The sequence below is a fragment of the Microbacterium sp. J1-1 genome, assembly GCF_024498615.1.
Classification (GTDB): domain Bacteria; phylum Actinomycetota; class Actinomycetes; order Actinomycetales; family Microbacteriaceae; genus Microbacterium; species Microbacterium aurugineum.
Genome location: NZ_CP089590.1, coordinates 2,218,499 through 2,238,059, shown reverse-complemented (window position 1 = coordinate 2,238,059; position 19,561 = coordinate 2,218,499). Strand labels below are relative to the sequence as shown.

General features: G+C 68.2%; 17 protein-coding genes. 14 read left to right on the top strand and 3 right to left on the bottom strand.

The window, feature by feature from the left end:
* Positions 1 to 30: 30 nt before the first annotated feature.
* Positions 31 to 1,371 (top strand): class II 3-deoxy-7-phosphoheptulonate synthase, encoded by a 1,341-nt coding sequence (locus LRQ07_RS10645; RefSeq protein ID WP_131491295.1) that lies wholly within the window; start codon positions 31 to 33, stop codon positions 1,369 to 1,371.
* A gap of 75 nt (positions 1,372 to 1,446) precedes the next feature.
* On the opposite strand, the gene pknB is transcribed toward LRQ07_RS10645, so the two are convergent.
* Positions 1,447 to 3,393, bottom strand: a complete 1,947-nt coding sequence (gene pknB, locus LRQ07_RS10640; protein ID WP_256534551.1) for a Stk1 family PASTA domain-containing Ser/Thr kinase — start codon at positions 3,391 to 3,393, stop codon at positions 1,447 to 1,449.
* 77 nt (positions 3,394 to 3,470) lie between these two features.
* Positions 3,471 to 4,661, bottom strand: coding sequence for a LysM peptidoglycan-binding domain-containing protein (locus LRQ07_RS10635; RefSeq protein WP_256534549.1), 1,191 nt, complete (start codon positions 4,659 to 4,661; stop codon positions 3,471 to 3,473).
* A gap of 121 nt (positions 4,662 to 4,782) precedes the next feature.
* Here LRQ07_RS10635 and LRQ07_RS10630 point away from each other — a divergent pair, with 121 nt between their 5' ends.
* Positions 4,783 to 5,148: an Rv2175c family DNA-binding protein gene (locus tag LRQ07_RS10630; RefSeq protein ID WP_372491382.1), complete on the top strand. Its 366-nt coding sequence runs from the start codon at positions 4,783 to 4,785 to the stop codon at positions 5,146 to 5,148.
* A 13-nt stretch (positions 5,149 to 5,161) separates the two neighbouring features.
* Here LRQ07_RS10630 and LRQ07_RS10625 read toward each other — a convergent pair whose 3' ends face one another.
* Positions 5,162 to 6,250 (bottom strand): polyprenyl synthetase family protein, encoded by a 1,089-nt coding sequence (locus LRQ07_RS10625; RefSeq protein ID WP_256534548.1) that lies wholly within the window; start codon positions 6,248 to 6,250, stop codon positions 5,162 to 5,164.
* A gap of 97 nt (positions 6,251 to 6,347) precedes the next feature.
* Between LRQ07_RS10625 and LRQ07_RS10620 the strand changes: the two genes are divergently transcribed.
* The 12 genes from LRQ07_RS10620 to LRQ07_RS10565 all read left to right on the top strand — a co-directional run bounded on the left by LRQ07_RS10620 (position 6,348) and on the right by LRQ07_RS10565 (position 19,501).
* Positions 6,348 to 6,722 carry a DUF3040 domain-containing protein gene (locus tag LRQ07_RS10620; RefSeq protein ID WP_134351547.1) on the top strand — a complete coding sequence of 125 codons (375 nt, stop codon included), beginning with the start codon at positions 6,348 to 6,350 and terminating at the stop codon, positions 6,720 to 6,722.
* Between the two features lie 244 nt (positions 6,723 to 6,966).
* Complete coding sequence (gene mraZ / locus LRQ07_RS10615) at positions 6,967 to 7,398, top strand: division/cell wall cluster transcriptional repressor MraZ (RefSeq protein WP_017830220.1); 432 nt, start codon at positions 6,967 to 6,969, stop codon at positions 7,396 to 7,398.
* 102 nt (positions 7,399 to 7,500) lie between these two features.
* The gene (rsmH, locus tag LRQ07_RS10610; protein ID WP_248540754.1) at positions 7,501 to 8,439 is read left to right on the top strand and encodes a 16S rRNA (cytosine(1402)-N(4))-methyltransferase RsmH; all 939 of its coding nucleotides are present in this window, start codon (positions 7,501 to 7,503) and stop codon (positions 8,437 to 8,439) included.
* Positions 8,436 to 8,996, top strand: coding sequence for a hypothetical protein (locus LRQ07_RS10605; RefSeq protein WP_134351543.1), 561 nt, complete (start codon positions 8,436 to 8,438; stop codon positions 8,994 to 8,996). Before rsmH ends, LRQ07_RS10605 begins: the two co-directional genes overlap by 4 nt.
* A gap of 30 nt (positions 8,997 to 9,026) precedes the next feature.
* Positions 9,027 to 10,793 carry a peptidoglycan D,D-transpeptidase FtsI family protein gene (locus tag LRQ07_RS10600; protein ID WP_256534547.1) on the top strand — a complete coding sequence of 589 codons (1,767 nt, stop codon included), beginning with the start codon at positions 9,027 to 9,029 and terminating at the stop codon, positions 10,791 to 10,793.
* Between the two features lie 27 nt (positions 10,794 to 10,820).
* Positions 10,821 to 12,233, top strand: coding sequence for a UDP-N-acetylmuramoyl-tripeptide--D-alanyl-D-alanine ligase (locus LRQ07_RS10595; protein ID WP_232761624.1), 1,413 nt, complete (start codon positions 10,821 to 10,823; stop codon positions 12,231 to 12,233).
* Entirely contained in the window at positions 12,230 to 13,336 is a 1,107-nt protein-coding gene (mraY, locus tag LRQ07_RS10590) for a phospho-N-acetylmuramoyl-pentapeptide-transferase (protein ID WP_047522001.1), read from the top strand. The genes LRQ07_RS10595 and mraY overlap by 4 nt, the downstream gene beginning before the upstream one ends.
* Positions 13,326 to 14,861, top strand: a complete 1,536-nt coding sequence (murD, locus tag LRQ07_RS10585; RefSeq protein WP_256534546.1) for a UDP-N-acetylmuramoyl-L-alanine--D-glutamate ligase — start codon at positions 13,326 to 13,328, stop codon at positions 14,859 to 14,861. The genes mraY and murD overlap by 11 nt, the downstream gene beginning before the upstream one ends.
* The gene (ftsW, locus tag LRQ07_RS10580) at positions 14,830 to 16,035 is read left to right on the top strand and encodes a putative lipid II flippase FtsW (protein WP_047522004.1); all 1,206 of its coding nucleotides are present in this window, start codon (positions 14,830 to 14,832) and stop codon (positions 16,033 to 16,035) included. Before murD ends, ftsW begins: the two co-directional genes overlap by 32 nt.
* Entirely contained in the window at positions 16,032 to 17,108 is a 1,077-nt protein-coding gene (locus LRQ07_RS10575) for a UDP-N-acetylglucosamine--N-acetylmuramyl-(pentapeptide) pyrophosphoryl-undecaprenol N-acetylglucosamine transferase (RefSeq protein WP_256534545.1), read from the top strand. Before ftsW ends, LRQ07_RS10575 begins: the two co-directional genes overlap by 4 nt.
* A 41-nt stretch (positions 17,109 to 17,149) precedes the next feature.
* Positions 17,150 to 18,550, top strand: a complete 1,401-nt coding sequence (murC, locus tag LRQ07_RS10570; protein WP_256534544.1) for a UDP-N-acetylmuramate--L-alanine ligase — start codon at positions 17,150 to 17,152, stop codon at positions 18,548 to 18,550.
* Positions 18,551 to 18,553: 3 nt separating this feature from the next.
* Complete coding sequence (locus tag LRQ07_RS10565; RefSeq protein ID WP_256534543.1) at positions 18,554 to 19,501, top strand: FtsQ-type POTRA domain-containing protein; 948 nt, start codon at positions 18,554 to 18,556, stop codon at positions 19,499 to 19,501.
* The last annotated feature ends 60 nt before the right edge of the window (positions 19,502 to 19,561 follow it).

Genomic DNA, 19,561 nt, shown 5'->3' with positions numbered 1-19,561 from the left:
GTGGTCCCCGCGACCACTAGGCTGGAAGGCATGCTCCCGCACCACATCGAAGCACTTGATGCATGGCGTTCGCTTCCCATCAAGCAGCAGCCGCAGTGGCCCGACGCGGACCGCGTCGCCGACGTCTCGCGCCAGATCGCAACCCTCCCGCCGCTGGTCTTCGCGGGTGAGGTCGACAACCTCCGCGACCGGCTCGCCCGCGCGGCTTCGGGACAGGCGTTCCTGCTCCAGGGCGGCGACTGCGCCGAGACCTTCGCCGGCGCGACGGCCGAGCAGATCCGCAACCGCATCAAGACGGTGCTGCAGATGGCTGTGGTGCTCACCTATGGCGCATCGATGCCGGTCGTCAAGATGGGCCGCATGGCCGGTCAGTTCGCGAAGCCGCGCTCGAGCGACTCCGAGACGCGCGGCGACGTCACGTTGCCGGCCTACCGGGGCGACATCGTGAACGGCTACGACTTCACCGAGGGCTCTCGTACGGCCGACCCGGGTCGGTTGCTCCAGGGCTACCACACCGCCGCGTCGACGCTGAACCTGATCCGCGCGTTCACCCAGGGTGGATTCGCCGACCTCCGCGAGGTGCACTCGTGGAACAAGGGCTTCGCGCAGAACCCCGCCAATCAGCGCTACGAGCGCATGGCGGCCGAGATCGATCGCGCGATCAAGTTCATGGAGGCGGCCGGCGCCGACTTCGACGAGCTGAAGCGCGTCGAGTTCTTCACCGGTCATGAAGGCCTGCTGATGGACTACGAACGACCGATGACGCGTATCGACTCGCGCACGGACACTCCGTACAACACGTCGGCTCACTTCCTCTGGATCGGCGAGCGCACCCGCGAGCTCGATGGCGCGCACGTCGACTACTTCTCCAAGATCCGCAACCCCATCGGCGTGAAGCTCGGACCGACGACGTCGCCCGAGACGGCGCTCCAGCTGATCGACAAGCTCGACCCGGACCGCGAGCCCGGCCGACTCACGTTCATCACGCGGATGGGCTCGGGCAAGATCCGTGACGCCCTGCCGCCCCTGCTGGAGGCGGTCCGCGATTCCGGTGCGCAGCCGCTGTGGGTCACCGACCCGATGCACGGCAACGGCATCACCACCCCGACGGGCTACAAGACGCGTCGCTTCGACGACGTGGTCGACGAGGTGCGCGGCTTCTTCGAGGCGCACCGCGCAGTCGGGACGTTCCCGGGTGGCATCCACGTCGAGCTCACCGGCGACGACGTCACGGAATGCCTGGGTGGATCCGAGCAGATCGACGAGGCGGCTCTCGCGACGCGTTACGAGAGCCTGTGCGACCCGCGTCTGAACCACATGCAGTCCCTGGAGCTCGCGTTCCTGGTGGCTGAGGAGCTCGAGAAGCGCTGATCAGCTCCTCGCGTCACGAAGAGAGCCGCCCTCCCCGAACCTCGGGAGGGCGGCTCTCTCGTGTGAGCTGTGGGATCAGCCGGTGAGCTGGATGGAGAGGTTCACGGTGCCGCCTCGCGGCAGTGACTTGTCCGCTCCCGGGTCCTGGCCGGTCACTGTAGCCATCTCCGCGAACCCCGGCAGGTCGCCCCAGGCCGCGTAGCTGGCCGTGAAGCCGTTGTCGGCGAGGATCTGTTTCGCTTCGTTCAGGGTCCTGTTGGTGACATCGGGGACCGGGAAGAGTTCGGGTCCCTTCGAGACGATCAGCTGCACCGTGTCTCCGGGGCGCCAATTGCCCTCGGAAGCCCGGTCCGCCACGCCGATGACGATGTCCTTGGCGACATCGTTGCTGAAGGCGTACTGGGACTCCTCGTTGACGACCAGGTCCTTTCCGGTCAAGGTCGAGGTCGCCTCGTCGACCGACATGCCGGACACGTCGGGGAAAGCACCCGCTGAGACGTACAGTTCCACGGAGTCGTCTTCGAAGACGGTGCATCCGTCACCGCAGGCATAGGCGTCACCGCCTGCGCGCGGGGTGACGTAGGCGTTGATGACGATGCCCGCGTCGGCATTCGAGAAGAGGATGAGGGTCTCGTCGTCGACGTTGACGTTGACCCCGGCGAGATAGTCGCGCGCGTCCTGCTCCGTTCGTCCGTTGAGCTTTTCGAGGTCGTGCGAGGCGGGGCCTGCGGACACGATCACCGTGACGGCGTCACCCTTGTCGAGCCGAGTGCCTTCGCCGGGGTCGGTCTCGATCACGGTTCCGGCGTCGACGTCGACGGAGAACTCGTCTTTCTGTGTGGGGACGAAGCCGGCATCCACCAGCACGGCCGCGGCGTCGTCGTAGGTCTTGCCGGTGACGCCGGGCACAGCGATGAGCGACCCGGGGCCGGAGCCGAACCACCAGCCGACGCCACCCGCGAGCACGGCCAGCAGCAGCACGAGCGTGAGGAGGAAGGCGCCGCGCGCGCGCCGCTTCGACGCGCGCCGTCGAAGGAGCGTCGCGTTGTCGATCGGGGCGGCCACCGGGGCGGCAGGATCCGCGATGACCATCGTGCTCGGCATCACCTTGGTGAGGTCGCCGGAGTCGCCGGGGCTGTGCTGCGGAGCGGTCGCGCGGGCGGCCATCGGGGTGATGCCGAGTTCGCGTTCGATCTCACGCAGACGCTCGAGCATCTGCTGGGCGTCGTCCGGGCGCTCGTCCGGCGACTTCTCGGTCGCCCAGAGCACGAGTTCGTCGAGCTGCTCCGGCACCGCGGGGTTGCGGACGCTCGGACGCGGGACGGATTCCGTGGCGTGCTGGAAGGCGATCTGCATCGGCTGCTCGCCCTTGTACGGCTGCTCACCCACGAGCATCTCGTAGAGCATGATGCCGAGCGCGTAGATGTCGCTGCGCGCGTCGGCCGTGCCTCGGGTGACCAGTTCAGGCGCGAGGTACGCAATGGTCCCGAGCAGCTGCTGCCCGGTCGCCGTGTTCGCCGTCGTCGCTCTGGCGAGGCCGAAGTCGCCGATCTTGATGCGTCCGTCCTCCGCGAGGAGCACGTTCTCCGGCTTGACGTCACGGTGCACGATGCCGGCCCGGTGCGCGGCGGAGAGCCCGGCCAGGATCGCATCCATGATCGTGATGGTCTGCGGGATGGTGAGGCGTTTCTGCTCGCGCAGCAGCTCGCGCAGCGTGATCCCGGGGAGGTACTCCATCACGAGGTAGGCGAGCTCGCCGTCCTGCCCCTGGTCGAAGACGTTGACCACGTGCGGATCCGCCAGGCGGGCGGCCGCGCGGGCTTCCTGGATGAAGCGGCTCTGGAACGCGGAGTCATCGCTGAGGTGCGCATGCATCACCTTGAGGGCGATGCGCCGCTCCAGCCGAAGGTCGGTGGCGACGTACACCGTCGCCATCCCGCCACGGGCGATCCGAGCACGCACACGGTAGCGGCCGTCGACAAGCCGCCCGATGAGGGGGTCGGCCTGCTGATTGGTCGTCACGTCAGAATTCTATGGAGGACTGCCTGAAAGTCAGGGGAGCGGCTCACCTCTCGGCGGTGTCGGTTTTCCGGATGTCGTCACCCGTAGAGCGCGAGCCAGGCATAAGCTTGCGTCTCCCATTGGCCGTATCGGTCGGGATAGGCCGAGATCTGCACGGCCTGAGCGGCCGAGGTGAACGGCATGCTCTCCCAGCCGGGGATGTCGAGGAGCCCTCGCGTCGCCTGCCCGTTCGGATCGTGCTGACCACCGTAGAACACTCGCGTGCTGCGCTCCGCGTCCGTGATCTGCGCGGGCGTTCCCCATCCGGTGCTCGGGCGTTGCTGGAAGATCCCGAGTGAATCGCGGTCGCCCCAATCGAGGTTGCGGAGTCCCGACTCGACCATGCCGGTCGCGAGTGCCAGAGCGATGGCGCGATCGCTCACGCCGAGCTCGCGGCCGATGCGGATGATGAGGGCGGCGTTCGACGCCTGCTCGGCGGTGAGGCTCGCGGAGCGCTGCCCGCCGGTCGCGGCGGTGCTCGACGCCGCAGGGGCAGGGGCGGCCTCCACGGCGAGTCGCTGACCGGGGTAGATGATCGATGACGGGCCGAGTCCGTTCAGGGTGAACAGCGCGTGAGTGGTGGTCCCGTACTTCTGCGCGATGCCGAACAGGGTGTCACCCGCGACGACGGTGTGGGCCGCCGCGGATGCAGGCGGAGTGGCAGGCGTGGCAGCCGGCGCGGCGGCCGCCTGCGGCGCAGCGGAGCCGGAGACGACGAGGCGCTGTCCCGGATAGATCACCGAAGCGCGTGTCAGCCCGTTCGCAGCGAGCACGGCATCCACGGTGGTGCTGTACTTCCGGGCGATCGCGTACACGGTGTCGCCGGCGACGACCTGATGCGATGTCGCGGTCGCCGTCGGAGCCGGCGCCGGCGCGACGGCCGGTGCGGCCGACGCCTGCAGGGTCAGGGTCTGGCCCGGGTAGATGACCGAACGCCACGAGAGCCCGTTCCAGGACAGCACGTCGACGGTGCGGAGCCCGAAGCGTGAGGCGATCGCCGAGACGGTGTCACCGGGCTGGACGACATAGCTCGACGGTGCGGACTGGGCGGGTACCGTGCGCACGGGGACGCTGCGCGGGCGCTCGATCGGCGAGAAGTCCGTCGTCGTCGTCGTCGAGGCGGCGTCGGCGGGAGCGGTGGTGAGCGTGGCGGCCAGAGCCCCCAGGACGGCCGCAGGCAGTCCGAGCTGCAGGTTGCGCGTTCGACGCGTGGCGGTCTTGATTCCCAAGGCGAGCCCCCTTTTCGAGCACTTCACGCTGACACGGATGTAAACGGAAGTCAACAGAAGTGACGGAAGTGACGTATGGGGCTGATGGGTCGATATGCGGCATCCCGGCGGAGATGAGATAGTGGGCAACGTGTCTGAGAACGTTGCTGGAACCCCTGCCGCCGCCGTCGAGTGGCTGACGATGCCCGACCTCGTCGAGGTGCTCGACGAGCCGCTCGGTCGCGTGCGCCGTCTGATCGACGAGCACTACTTGGTCGGGTCCCGTCGCACCGGCACCTTCGCCGTGCCGGCGGTGTTCATCGTCGACGGGCGTCCTCTGAGCTCTTTGCGGGGAACGATCATCGTGCTCCAGGATGCGGGCTTCACCGACGACGAGCTGATCGACTGGCTGCTCGCGGACGAGGAGAGCCTGGGGCGTTCGCCGATCGACGCACTGTTGGCGGGGCACAAGAGCGCCGTGCGTCGACTCGCACGCACTCTCGCCTGAGGGGTCCGTCGGGTCAGGCGGAACGGACCGTCGCTGCGCGTGCGAGTTCACGCAGTTCGCCGACCGCGGCGTTGTCGAGCCGGGCGCCCGAGAGCGCGCGGTCGGCGTCCCGGGCGTAGTCCGCGATCATGGTCTCTACCTGAGCGAGCGCACCCGAGTCGGTGATCGTCGCCTGCAAGGAGGTCACCTGCTGCGGTGTCAGCTCGACGTCTCCGAGCATCTCGTCGAGCAGATTCCTCGCTGACGTGTCGAGCGCCTGCCGCGTGAGAGCGATCAGAACCGTGCGCTTGCCTTCCCGAAGGTCGTCACCGGCCGGTTTCCCGGTGACGGAGGCGTCGCCGAACACTCCGAGCACGTCGTCGCGCAGCTGGAAGGCCATCCCGATCGGGTGACCGAAACGGCGAAGCGCGTCCAGTTGATCGACGTCGGCGCCGGCAAGTGCGCCGCCGAGGACCAGGGGCTGCTCGATGCTGTATCTGGCCGACTTGAGAGATGCCACCCGCAGCGCCCGATCGGCGTGGAGGGCTCCGTCGTTGACGCTCCAGGCCGACTCCTCGGCGATGTCGAGGAACTGCCCCGTGGTCACGTCCCGGCGCATCCGGGCGTACTCGGAGCGCACGGCGCGCGCGTGCGGCTGGTCGTCCAGCGCGGCCTCGAGCAGATCGTCGCTCCAGGCGACGAGAAGGTCGCCGAGAAGAATCGCGGAGGCGCGGCCGAACGACTCGGCATCTCCCGACCACCCGGCTTCGTCGTGCGACGCCTGGAGCGCGCGATGGGCCGCCGGCCTCCCGCGACGGGTGTCGGAGTTGTCGATCAGATCGTCGTGCACGAGAGCCGCGGATTGGAAGATCTCCAACGCGGTGCACACGTCCCAGAGCGCCTCGGTCTCTGCCGCGTCACGCTCGTGGAAGCGTGCGACGGCGCGCCAGCCGGCGTGGCAGAACCGGGCGCGCAGTCTCTTCCCTCCTTCGAGGGTGCCGGCCGCGGCATCGAGAAAGGAGACGGCGTCCGGGCCGTAGTCGGCGGATTCGTCGCGCATCCGTGCGAGGAAGCGGTCGAGGCGAGCGGCGACCGCGCCGGGGACGGGGGAGGAGGACGACACGACTCCCAGCATACGTAAAGCAAGGGGACGTCGAACTGCTAGCCCCGGACGCCTCCGCGCGCGTAGAATGGGAGGCACGATACCCGAGGGGGACGAAATGCCACTCTCCGAACAGGAGCAGCGTCTGCTCGACGAGATGGAACGCCATCTCCTTCACAATGATGCCGACGTCGTGAGCGCGCCGTCCGGCGACCGCGCACTGAGCTACCGAAATCTGGTCTACGGTGCTCTCCTTCTCCTCGCCGGTGTCGGCGGCCTCGTGGCCGGCGTCATCCTCGGCGGCGTATGGGGCATCGTGGTCGGCGTGATCGGATTCGTGGCGATGCTCGCCGGTGTCATCGTGGCCGTCACGCCCGTGCGGCGCACGGCTCCTGCGCAGCCTCGGGAACGCTCTGCGGCGAAGCGGCAGGATTCCGCCTCGTTCATGGACCGTATGAACGACCGCTGGGATCGTCGGCAGGACGGTCACTGACCCCCACTCACTTCTCACGACAGAAGCCCGGATGCTGAGCATCCGGGCTTTTGTCGTTAACGCGCGGGCCGCCACGCTCCTCCACTGAGCCTCCACTTCACTCCACCGCGGAATTCCGCGGGATTTCAGCATGCCCCTTGGCGCGCGACCCGTGATTTCCCGGATTGGTCGTAGGTAAGTGGAGGAAAGTGGAGTAAAGTGGGGCGCACCTCGAGTTGGCCGGACGCAGAGGGGGTGATGGCCGATGTTGCTGGGTACGCACTCTCCGAAGCTGGACGACAAAGGACGGGTCATCCTTCCTGCGAAGTTCCGCGAGGACCTCGGTGGCGGCATCGTCGTCACCCGCGGCCAGGAACGGTGCCTCTACGTGTTCAGCACGGCCGAGTTCGAGGCGATGCACGAGCGGATCCGCCAGGCTCCGCTCGCCAACAAGCAGGCGCGTGACTTCATGCGTCTGTTCCTCTCCGGTGCGAGTGCGGAGATGCCCGACAGTCAGAACCGCATCACCATCCCCGCGCACCTGCGTCAGTACGCAGGGCTGCAGAAGGAGCTCATCGTCACCGGTGTCGGCGCTCACGCCGAGATCTGGGACGCGGAGAGCTGGAACGCCTACCTCGCCGCTGGCGAGGAGACCTACTCCGACCTCGAGCAGGAGGTGATTCCGGGACTCTTCTGACCACGGCTGTGATGCCCCGCCGCTCCCGCCCCGACACACTTCCCCGGTGCCGGGTCGAGAAGCGGAGGGGGATCAGAGCCGATGGTCACCCCGAGAAAGATCATGAACCTCCGAGACATCCACACCCCCGTCCTGCTCGACCGCTGCGTCGAGTTGCTCGCTCCCGCCCTTCAAGCGGACGGAGCGGTGCTCGTGGACGCCACGCTCGGTATGGGCGGCCACTCCGAAGCTCTGCTCGAGCGTTTTCCGAACATCCGACTGATCGGGCTCGACCGCGACACCGACGCGTTGCGCATCGCGGGGGAGCGGCTCGCCCGATTCGGGGACCGCGTCACGCTGGTGCACACGGTGTACGACGAGATCGGACTGCATGCGCAGGGCGCGGCAGGGATCCTCTTCGACCTCGGGGTCTCCTCCCTCCAACTCGACGAGGCCGAGCGCGGATTCGCGTACTCGAAGGATGCTCCTCTCGACATGCGCATGGACCAGACCAAGGGCGTCACCGCTGCCGATGTCATCGCGACCTACAGCGAAGGCAACCTGCGCCGCATCTTCGAGCGGTACGGGGAGGAGAAGCTCGCCGGTCGCTACGCGCGCTTCATCATCGAGGCGCGTCAGAAGCAGCCGATCACCCGCTCCGGCGAGCTCGTCGAGATCCTGATCGCGGCGACTCCCGCTGCCGCACAGCGTGCCGGGCATCCGGCCAAGCGCGTGTTCCAGGCCCTGCGCATCGAGGTGAACACCGAGCTCAACGTGCTGGCCGACGCGATCCCGTCAGCGATGGATGCGCTCGATGTCGGCGGACGCATCGTGGTGATGTCGTACCAGTCGCTCGAGGACCGGCTCGTCAAGCAGGCCTTCGCCGCGGCGTCTGCCTCGACGGCGCCGGCCGGGCTTCCGGTGGAACTGCCCGAACATGCTCCGCGGTTCCGCATCCTCACCAAGGGTGCGGAACTCGCCAGCGACGACGAACGCGCGCGCAACCCCCGGGCGATCCCGGTGCGGCTGCGCGCCGCCGAGAAACTGCGGGAGAGCGCATGAGTCTGAACGCGGTGGTCCGCAAGCCCGCGACGCCCCTCACACCGACCCGCGAGCCGCAGAGGCGGCTGCAGCCCGTCACACGGCCGGCGGTCCGTCGCAAGCCGAAGCTCGCGTACGCGCTCGTCGCCCTGGGTGGGGCCCTGGCGATCGGTGCGGCACAGGTGGGGTTCTCGCTCGCGATCACCCAGGATTCGTTCACCTTGGCCGCGCTCTCCTCGCAGCAGCGTGAACTGGATCTCCGGTCCCACGCGTTGCAGGAAGAGCTCACCGGCCTCAGCTCGCCGCAGGTGCTCGCCAGCAGCGCTGCCGATCTCGGCATGGTCGTCGCCGGTTCTCCCTCGTACCTGCGGCTCAGCGACGGAGCGCTCTTCGGCACCGGAGCCGGCGCGGAGGGGATCTCGACCGTCAACCCCGACGGTGCGGCGGCTGTGGCCAACTCCCTGATCGTGGAACCGCCGCCGGCGGAGACCGTGACCGACGACGGCGACACGGCCCAGACGACGCCGGACCTTCCGCCGGCCATCACCGACGGGCTCCCGAGTCCCACCACGCACTGACCAGCACGAAATGATCGATGGAGAGATCGCATGACGACACGAGCAACCCGCGGTCCTCGGCGACGTACCGTCGTCGCCCTCGCCGTCATCCTCTCCGTGTTGGCGGCCTTCGTCGTGCGCCTGATCGACATCCAGGTCGTGAGCGCCGACGAGCACGTCGCGCAATCCCTCACCAAGATCGGCGCGGGGAACACGATCCCCGGTCGACGCGGATCGATCGTCGACGCGGGGGGCACCGTGCTCGCATCGAGCGTGCTGGTCTACGATGCGCAGCTGAATCCGAAGGTCATCATGCAGCTGGAGGAGAAGGATCCCCAGGTGCCGTGGGCCGAGGCGTCCGACAAGATCGCCGCGATCACCGGGCAGAGCGGTGACGACGTGCGCGCCCTCGTGTCGGATGCGCTCGCGAACGACCCGCAGAGTCAGTACGCACCGCTCAAGAATTCGCTCACCACGGAGCAGTACATCGAACTCCGCGATCTGAAGCTCGCCTACCTCCACATGGAGGGAAGGGAGACCCGCGTCTATCCGAACGGTGCGGTCGCCGGGAACATACTCGGCTTCCTGGACGGATCGGGGACGGCACAGGCCGGGATCGAGCAGCTGAGCGAGAAGTGCCTCGCACCCATCGACGGCGAGGAGTCGTACCGCAGGGGATCGAACGGCGTGGTGATCCCCGGCAGCGAACGCACGGTGGAGGCCGTCGACGGCGGTTCCGTGGAGCTCACCATCAACAGCGACCTCCAGTGGTATCTGCAGCAGATGATCGGTGAGGAGGCGCAGAAGCAGGGCGCCAAGGGCGGCACCGTGACGGTCGTCGAGGTCAAGACCGGCAAGATCCGCGCGGCAGCCGAGTGGCCCTCGATGGACCCCAACGATCTGGACTCCTCGACGCCGGAGACACGGTACAGCCAGATCTTCCACAAGGACTTCGAGCCGGGATCCACGTTCAAGGCGATCACGGCCGCCGCCGTCATCGAGGGCGCGGGCCTCACACCGCTGAGCACGGTCACCGCGTCGTCGCGGGAAACGTTCCCCAACGGAGCCGTCGTGAACGACGCATTCAGTCACCCCGCCTACAACTACACGCTCGCCGGTGGGCTCATCGATTCGTCGAACGTGGCGCTGTCGAAGTTCGGCACCATGGTCTCCCCGGACGTGCGCTACGACTACCTCGAGAGGTTCGGAGTCGGCCAGAAGACCCTCGACTTCCCCTCGGAGGTCGGCGGCATCCTCCACCCGGTCGGCGACTGGGACAGCCAGTCCATCTACACGACGACGTTCGGCCAGTACTTCACGGTGACGGCGCCGCAACTCGCCGGTGCCTACCAGGCGATCGCCAACGGCGGGGAGAAGATCGATCTCTCCCTCGTCGAATCGTGCACGGCCGAGGACGGCACCGTCGTGAAGTCCGAGGCGCCGAAGCATGAGCAGATCATCAAGAAGCAGACCGCGGCCGAGCTGACGCGCATGCTGGAGAACGTGGCGGTGCAGGGCGGCAACGCGGACCGCATCCAGGTGCCGGGCTACCGTGTGACCAGCAAGACCGGTACCGCGCAGGTCTCCGACGGCCACGGCGGCTACAAGGCCGGCGTCTACTACACCAGCATGGTGGGGTTCGCCCCGGTGGACGATCCGCAGTACGTCGTCGTGGTCACCCTGGACGAGCCGACTAAGGTTGTATCGTCCGCGGCCACCGCATCCGCCTTCCAGAAGGCGATGACGCAGGTGATGAAGACCTATCGCGTGATGCCGTCCACTGTCCCGATGGACGAGCTCCTTCCCAAGTTCGGATAGTCGGCGAGAGCCGCGCATGGAGATGAAATGATCGCCCTGACGCTCGCTGAGATCGCCGCCGCAGTCGGCGGTGAACTGCGCGTGGCCGGAGAGGACACGACCGAGACCGTCGTCGACGGGATCGTCGACACCGACTCCCGCACGATGACTCCCGGCTCGGTCTTCGTCGCGAAGCCCGGCGCGGAGACCGACGGCCACCGGTTCGTGGGTGCGGCTGTCGCAGCAGGGGCCGCCGTGGCGATCGTCGAGCACACCGTCGACGTCCCCGTCAGCCAGGTCGTCGTGTCGGACGCCGTCGTGGCCCTCGGCGCCCTCGCACGCGAGGTGGTCGCTCGCGTCCGTGCCGAGGGGCGGCTCCGCATCGTCGGCATCACCGGGTCGAACGGCAAGACGACGACCAAGAACTTCCTCGCGCGCATCCTGGAGGACGAAGGCGAGACCGTCGCTCCCGTCAAGTCGTTCAACAATGAGGTCGGTGCTCCCGTCACCATGCTCCGCGTGACGAAGAGCACCCGTTTCCTCGTGAGCGAGTTCGGTGCGGCCGCGCCGGGGAGCATCGCGCACCTCGCGGGCCTGGTGGAGCCGGATCTCGCCGTGGTCCTCATGGTCGGCATGGCCCATGCCGGAGGGTTCGGCGGGATCGAGGCGACGGCCAAGGCGAAGTCGGAGCTCGTCTCGGCGGCCCGAGTGCCCGGCACGGCCGTGCTCAACATCGACGATCCCCGAGTCGCCGCGATGAAGGATCTCGCGCTCTCGCGCGGCCTGGACGTCATCGGCTTCGGGCAGAGTGACGCCGCCGACGTGCGCGCAGTCGACATCGAGGTATCGGCCTCGGGCACGTCCTGCGTCATCGAGGTCGGCGGGGAGCGGCTGCCGCTGCGACTCCGCGTGCTCGGCGCGCATCACATCACCAATGCCCTGGCGGCGATCGCCTCCGCCCTCGTCCTCGGCATCGCCCCGGCAGACGCCGTCGCGCGTCTGGAGACGGTGGAGATCGCCGAACGATGGCGTATGCAACCGCTCGGAAGCGACCGCGTCCGGATCATCAACGACGCCTACAACGCCAGCCCGGACTCGATGGCTGCGGCGCTGCGCACCCTCGCCCAGATCACCGGTCCCGATGAGCGGACGGTCGCCGTGCTCGGGGCCATGAGTGAACTCGGCGAGAGCGCGGGGGAGGAGCACGATCGGATCGGTCTGCTCGCCGTGCGTCTGAACATCCAGCGAATCGTCGTCGTCGGACCGGAAGCCAGGCGGCTCTATCTCGCCGCCGTCGGCGAAGGCTCCTGGGACAGTGAGGCCGTGCACCTTCCCGACCAGGACGCGGCGTACGAGTACCTCCGCACCGAGCTCCGCGACGGCGACCGCGTGCTCGTGAAGTCATCCAATTCCGTGGGCCTCCGGCATCTCGGCGATCGTCTGGGAGAATTGTTCTCGTGAGGTCTCTCATCATGTCGGCGGCGATCTCGCTCGCCTTCACCCTGTTCCTGACCCCCGTCTTCCTCCGGCTCTTCCGGAAGTGGGGCTGGGGACAGGTCATCCGTACCCCGGAGTCGGTCCACAACCCGAGCCATGAGGCGAAGCGGGGGACCCCCACGATGGGCGGCGTCATCTTCATCCTCGGCTCGATCGTGGGCTACTTCACGGGCGTCCTCGTCAGCGGCGAGGTTCCCGCCCTCTCGGCGCTTCTGGTGATCTGGCTGATGGTCGGCTTCGGTGCCGTGGGCTTCATCGACGACTACATGAAGGTGCGCAGCCAGCGGAGCCTCGGGCTGTCGGGCTGGCGCAAGGTCATCGGCCAGCTCATCGTGATCGTGCCCTTCGGCATCGTCGCGCTCAACTTCCCCAACAAGTGGGGGCAGACGCCTGCGAGCTCCGCGATCTCGCTCTTCCGCGACATCACCTGGCTCAACCTGTTCGCCTTCGGCGTCGTGCTCGGCTGGATCCTCTATCTGGTGTGGATCTCGGTCATCGGCGTCGCCACGTCGAACAGCGTCAACCTGACGGACGGGCTGGACGGCCTCGCCGCCGGTGCCGGCGTCATCGTCGTCGGTGCGTACAGCGTGATCGCGTTCTGGCAGTTCAAGCAACCCTGCATCGGCGGAGACCCCGATGCGCTCGGCGGATGCTACGAGGTCCGCGATCCCTTCAACCTCGCCATCATCGCGGCCTCGGTCGCGGCGAGCCTCATCGGGTTCCTCTGGTGGAACGCCCCCAAGGCGAAGGTCTTCATGGGTGACGTCGGCTCGATGGCCATCGGTGGCGTGATCACGGCCATGGCGATCCTCACCCGCACCGAACTCCTCCTCCTCGTGATCGCCGGGGTGTTCGTGCTGTCTTCCGGTTCGGTCATCCTGCAGCGGGGCTACTTCAAACTCACCCGAGGCAAGCGCCTCTTCCTGATGAGCCCGTTCCATCACCACCTCGAGATGCGCGGCTGGTCCGAGGTCACGATCGTCGTCCGCATGTGGATCATCGCCGGTCTGCTCGCCGTGTCGGCCGTCGGCCTGTTCTACGTCGAATGGCTCACCCGTGTCGACTGAGCGCCTCGCCGGACTCACCAGTTGGAACGCCGACTGGCGGGGTCTTCGGGTCGCGGTTCTCGGGCTGTCCATGACCGGCTTCTCTGTGGCCGATACACTCACCGAACTCGGCGCGGACGTGCTGGTGCTCAGCGAATCGGCGGAGGAGGAATACGAGCGGCTGCTCCCGGTGATCGGTGCACGCCTCGAGCTCGGATCACTCGCCGAAGTCCCCGCCGTGCTGGTGGATTTCGCGCCGGAGGTCGTCATCGCTTCGCCGGGGTTCCCGCCCTCGCACCCGCTCATCCGGTGGGCACAGGAGTCGGACGTGACGATCTGGGGCGACGTGGAGCTCGCGTGGCGCGTCCGCGACAAGGTCGTCCGTGCCGACGGCTCGCCGGCCGACTGGGTGCTGATCACCGGGACGAACGGCAAGACGACCACGACTCAGCTGACCGCATCACTCCTCGTGGCGGGGGGCCTGCGCGCGGCACCGTGCGGCAACATCGGCGTGCCGGTGCTCGATGCCGTGCGCGACCCGGCGGGCTTCGACGTGCTGGTGGTCGAGCTCTCGAGCCATCAGCTCTGGTACCTCGGACAGTCCCGCCCCGAGGGTGAGCTGTTCCCGTACTCCGCCGTCTGCCTCAACCTCGCCGACGATCACCTGGTCTGGCACGGCAGTGCACAGGCGTACCGCGATGCGAAGGCCGTGGTCTATCGGAACACCCGTGTCGCATGCGTCTACAACAAGGCGGATGAGGCCACCCGCCACATGGTGGAGGAGGCGGAGGTCGTCGAGGGGGCCCGCGCCATCGGCTTCGATCTCGGGATCCCGGGCCCGAGCGACCTCGGCATCGTGGAGGGGCTCCTGGTCGACAGGGCCTTCCTGGACGACCGTGCGCGCAGCGCCCTCGAGCTCACGACCGTCGCCGCTCTCGATGAGGCGGGCCTCGCGGCTCCGCACATCGTGCAGAACATCCTCGCAGCGAGTGCGTTGGCGCGCTCCCTCGGTGTGGAGCCGGAGGCGATCCACGCAGCGCTCCAGTCCTTCCGCCTCGACGCCCACCGCATCCAGGTGGTCGCGCGACACCGGGGGATCACCTGGGTCGACGATTCCAAAGCGACGAATCCGCACGCGGCAGCGTCGTCGCTGCGGGCCTACCCGGGGGCCGTGTGGATCGTCGGGGGCGACCTCAAGGGCGTGGACATCGCCGAGCTCGTCGCCGAGGTCGGCACCACGGCTCGTGCGGCCGTCGTGATCGGCGTCGAACGTGCCTCCGTCGTCGCGGCATTCCGGCGACACGCGCCGACGGTGCCGGTGTTCGAGGTGGATGCTGGCGAGACTGGTCAGGTCATGAACCGTGTCGTGGAGATCGCGTCGGGGATCGTCGACGGCGAGGGCACAGTCCTGCTGGCCCCGGCTGCGGCGTCTTTCGACCAGTTCTCCGGCTATGCGGATCGCGGGCATCGCTTCGCCGAGGCGGTGCAGGACTGGATCGACCGGGGGAGCGCCGATGACACAGGTGTCCCGCCCTCCGCGCTCTGAGTCCGGCGGGCTCGCAGCCCGAGTCTCCCTCGGGCGTCGGTTCACTCCGGTGTCGACGGAGTTCCTCCTCATCGCATCGACCGCTCTGCTGCTGACTCTGTTCGGTCTGGTCATGGTGCTGTCCGCCACGAGTGCCTCCGCGGTCGCGAGCGGCAAGGACCCGATGGGCGGTGTGCTGCGTCAGGGGGTGTTCGCCCTCCTGGGTGTGCCGCTGATGTTCCTCGTCAGTCGGATGCCGGTCGCGTTCCTGAAGAAGATGGCGTGGCCCGCACTGTTCGGCGCGGTCGCTCTGCAGCTGCTGGTTTTCACGCCGCTGGGTATCGAGGACGGCGGAAACCGGAACTGGATCCAGATCGCCGGGTTCACGCTGCAGCCCTCCGAGTTCCTCAAGCTCGCCCTGGCCCTCTGGATCGCGGCGGTGCTGCTGCGCAAGCAGGCGATGCTCGGCACCTGGCATCACGTCTTCATTCCCGTGATCCCGGTCGGTGCGCTCGCGATCGGTACCGTGCTCGCCGGAAAGGACCTCGGCACCGCGATGGTGCTGGTCCTCATCCTCCTGGGGTGTCTGTTCTTCTCCGGGGTCAAGCTCCGGTTGTTCATCCTTCCCGTGATTCTCGGCGTCATCGCGGTGCTCGCCTACGCGCTGTCCAGCCAGGACCGCATGCGCCGCATCGTCGCCACGTGCGACGACATGGCGCTGTACGAGGGCGACTGCTATCAGTCGATCCACGGCATCTGGGGCATGGCATCCGGGGGGATCTTCGGACTCGGGCTCGGCAACTCCCAGGAGAAGTACGGATGGCTGCCTGCAGCGGGCAACGACTTCATCTTCGCCATCGTCGGAGAAGAGCTCGGGCTGATCGGCTGCATCGTCGTCCTGGCCCTGTTCACGTTCTTCACGGTCGGTGCGTTCCACATCATCCGGAAGACGCCGGATGCCTTCATCCGCGTCGCGGCCGGGGGAATCACGGTGTGGATCGTCGGTCAGGCCGTCCTGAACATCGGCGTCGTCATCGGTATCTTCCCCGTGATGGGCGTCCCTCTCCCATTCATGTCGCAGGGAGGCACAGCACTGCTCGCCGTCCTGATCGCCTGCGGTGTTCTGCTCGCGTTCGCACGCACGATCCCCGTGACCGAGAAGCAGTCAGCGGAGCGGGGTAGGGTCGCCAGGTGACCTCGTATCTCCTCGCCGGCGGTGGCACCGCCGGCCATGTGAATCCCCTGCTCGCCGTCGCCGATGCGCTCCGTGAGCGCGTCCCCGACGACTCGGTCCTCGTGCTCGGCACGGCGGAGGGGCTCGAATCGCGACTCGTGCCTGAGCGAGGCTATGACCTGCTGATCGTGGACAAGGTTCCGTTCCCGCGCCGACCGAACCGCCAGGCGGCCGCCTTCCCCGGGAGGTTCCGTCGGGCGATCGCCCAAGTGCGCGAGCACATCCGTCGGCACGGCATCGACGTCGTCGTCGGGTTCGGCGGGTATGCGTCGGCGCCGGCGTACGTCGCCGCTCGTCGCGAGGGTGTTCCGTTCGTGGTGCACGAGGCCAATGCCAAGCCCGGACTGGCCAACGTGCTCGGTGCCCGCCGCGCGGCGGCCGTGGGCGTCGCGTTCGAGGGCACGCCTCTCCGTGGCAGCGAAGTGGTCGGGATGCCCCTGCGCCGCGAGGTGATCGCGCTCGATCGTTCGGCCGCTCGCGCGGAGGCCGCGGAGCACTTCGGGCTCGACGCCCAGCGCCCCGTGCTGCTCGTCTTCGGTGGTTCGCTCGGTGCACAGCGCCTCAACGAGGCTCTGGCAGATTCCTGGCAGGACATCCTCGCAGCGGGCTGGCAGCTGCTGCATGTGACCGGTGAACGCAGCGATCTGGCGGACCCCGGAGTCGACGGCTACGCGTTGCGTCGGTACGTGGATCGCATGGATCTGGCCTTCGCGCTCGCAGACCTGATCGTGTCGCGGTCCGGCTCGGCGACGGTGAGCGAGATCAGCGCGCTGGGGATCCCCGCGCTCTACGTGCCCTATTCGGTGGGCAACGGTGAGCAGCGACTGAACGCGGCCTCTGCAGTGGCGGCCGGTGCTGCCGAGCTCCTGGACGACGCCACCTTCGACGGCGACGCGGTACGCCGGATCGTCGTGCCCCTCTTGGGGGATCAGGCACGGATCGACCGGATGGCGGCCGCCGCCGCGACGGCAGGAACCCGCAACGGCACGGAGAACGTGATCACCCTGATCGACCGCGCGCTGCATGCGGCCTGACGCGGTCGACACCACCGAACGAAAAGTAGACTGAACCGGACATGATCAGACCCGACCTCTCCCTCCCACTTCCCGAGACGATCACCTCCGCGCACTTCATCGGCATCGGCGGTTCCGGCATGAGCGGGCTCGCGAAGATGTTCCTCGACGCGGGCATCCGCGTCTCCGGAAGTGACCGCGCCGACAGCGACAACCTGCGGGCGTTGGCCGCGGCGGGAGCAACGGTCCATGTCGGTCACGATGCCGCGTACCTGGGCGACGCCGACACGGTCGTGCACACCGGCGCGATCTGGCCCGAGAACCCCGAGTTCGTCACCGCGAAGGCGCGTGGACTGCACGTGATCCACCGTTCCCAGGCGCTGCACTGGCTGATCGGGTCCCGTCGCCTGGTGTCGGTCGCCGGCGCGCACGGCAAGACGACCTCGACGGGCATGATCGTCACCGCACTGCGGGAGCTCGGGGCCGACCCCCATTTCGTCAACGGCGGTGTGATCGAGCAGCTCGGAACGTCGAGCGCCACCGGATCGGGCGACCTGTTCGTCGTCGAAGCAGACGAATCGGACGGCACCTTCCTGCTCTACGACACCGCGGTCGCTCTCATCACGAATGTGGATCCCGATCACCTGGACCACTACGGTTCGGACGAGGCCTTCCACGACGCGTTCGTCCGGTTCGCGAATGCCGCCTCGGAGGCCGTCGTGATCTCGAGCGACGATGCCGGGGCGCTCCGAGTCGGCGCCGGGATCACCCATCCGAACGTGCTCACGTTCGGTCAAGCGGCGGATGCGGATGTGCGCGTCACCGACTTCGTGACCGTCGGAGGCGTCGCAGCGACCATCACCCACGGTGGCGAGCAGGTGCGGATGCAGCTCGCCGTCCCCGGTGTACACAACGCCATCAACGCGGCCGGCGTCGTCACGGTGCTGCGCGCCCTCGGGTATCCCCTCGTCGACGCGGTCCGCGCCGTCGAGGGTTTCGCGGGAACGGTTCGCCGCCTCGAACAGCACGGGGTCGCGCGCGGCGTGGCCGTGTACGACGACTACTCGCACCATCCGACCGAGGTCAGGGCTGCTCTCGAGGCGATGCGCGGCATCGCGGGCACGGGGCGGGTCATCGCGATCCAGCAACCGCACACCTACTCCCGCACGCAGCACATGTACCAGGAGTTCGCCGACGTCCTCGAGGAACTCGCCGACCACACGGTGATGCTGGACGTCTACGGGGCGCGTGAGGATCCCGTCCCCGGAGTCACCGGCGAGCTGGTGAGCAACGCGTTCCGCGACCCGTCGCACGTGCACTTCGTGGCGGATTGGCAACAGGCCGCCGACTACACGGCTACCGTGGCGCGCGACGGAGACTTCGTCGTGACCCTCGGCTGCGGCAACGTGTATCAGATCATCCCGCAGGTCTTGGAGTCCCTCCGCCGGACCGACGAGGCATAGCCGATGCGTCGGCCCGCACCGCTTCCGTCCACCCCGGAGAGTTCGGGGGAGAAGGGCGCCGCGACGCAGGCGACGCGGCGTCCGAGTCGGCCCGGCGCCGCGGCGGAGGAGAAGTCCGCTGCCGCGGCGGAGGAGAGGCCCGCTGTCGCCGAGGAGCGCGCACCGGCGGAGGAAGCGACGGTCGATGCGCCGCAACCGACCTCGACGAGGGATGTCTGGCGCGCGGCGCGCGCCCGGCGCAAGGCTCTCCGCGCAGAGATCCGCCGGTTCACCCAACGCTCTCGGCGACGACGGATCATCTGGTGGAGCAGCCTCGCCGCCGTGGTCGTCGTGATCGGAGGGAGCATCGCGGCCGCGTACAGCCCGCTGTTCGCCGTCGAGAAGATCACGGTCGTCGGGGCGACCAGCCTCGATCCCTCCGCGGTCGAGGCGGCGCTCAGCGATCAGCTCGGCACGCCGCTGGCTCTGGTCGATTCCAGTGAGGTGAAGGCCGCGCTGCTGGCGTTCCCTCTCATCGAGACGTATGCGCTGGAGGCGCGGCCTCCGCATGACCTGACGGTGCGCATCGTCGAACGCACGCCGGTCGGCGTGATCCGCTCGAACGCTGGATTCACGCTCGTGGACGCAGCGGGGGTGGCGCTTTCGACCACGCCCGATCAGCCCGCAGGGCAGCCTCTGATCGAGATCGACAGCGGGGTCGATTCCGCCGCGTTCCGCAGCGCGGGGCTCGTCGTGAGGTCCTTGCCCGCCGATGTCCGATCGCAGTTGGCGGGGGTCGCGGCGACCACCCAGGACGACGTGACCCTGACGCTGAGCAGTGGGCTGACGGTGGTCTGGGGGAGCGCGGAGGACTCGGGGCTCAAGGCACTGACCCTCTCAGCGGCGATGGGCGCCCATCCCGGGGCGCGGTCGATCGACGTCACGTCACCCGAAGTCGCCGTCGTCGGCTGACCTCTTTCGTGGGGAATGGCGCGACACGCCCAAGTGGTTGCGTGCGCGCGGCCAGGCGGC

Coding starts and splice junctions, on each gene's coding strand:
- LRQ07_RS10645 (WP_131491295.1), top strand. CDS start 31: ATGCTCCCGCACCACATCGAAGCACTTGATGCATGGCGTTCGCTTCCC.
- LRQ07_RS10620 (WP_134351547.1), top strand. CDS start 6,348: ATGCCACTCTCCGAACAGGAGCAGCGTCTGCTCGACGAGATGGAACGC.
- mraZ (WP_017830220.1), top strand. CDS start 6,967: ATGTTGCTGGGTACGCACTCTCCGAAGCTGGACGACAAAGGACGGGTC.
- rsmH (WP_248540754.1), top strand. CDS start 7,501: ATGAACCTCCGAGACATCCACACCCCCGTCCTGCTCGACCGCTGCGTC.
- LRQ07_RS10605 (WP_134351543.1), top strand. CDS start 8,436: ATGAGTCTGAACGCGGTGGTCCGCAAGCCCGCGACGCCCCTCACACCG.
- LRQ07_RS10600 (WP_256534547.1), top strand. CDS start 9,027: ATGACGACACGAGCAACCCGCGGTCCTCGGCGACGTACCGTCGTCGCC.
- LRQ07_RS10595 (WP_232761624.1), top strand. CDS start 10,821: ATGATCGCCCTGACGCTCGCTGAGATCGCCGCCGCAGTCGGCGGTGAA.
- ftsW (WP_047522004.1), top strand. CDS start 14,830: ATGACACAGGTGTCCCGCCCTCCGCGCTCTGAGTCCGGCGGGCTCGCA.
- murC (WP_256534544.1), top strand. CDS start 17,150: ATGATCAGACCCGACCTCTCCCTCCCACTTCCCGAGACGATCACCTCC.
- LRQ07_RS10565 (WP_256534543.1), top strand. CDS start 18,554: ATGCGTCGGCCCGCACCGCTTCCGTCCACCCCGGAGAGTTCGGGGGAG.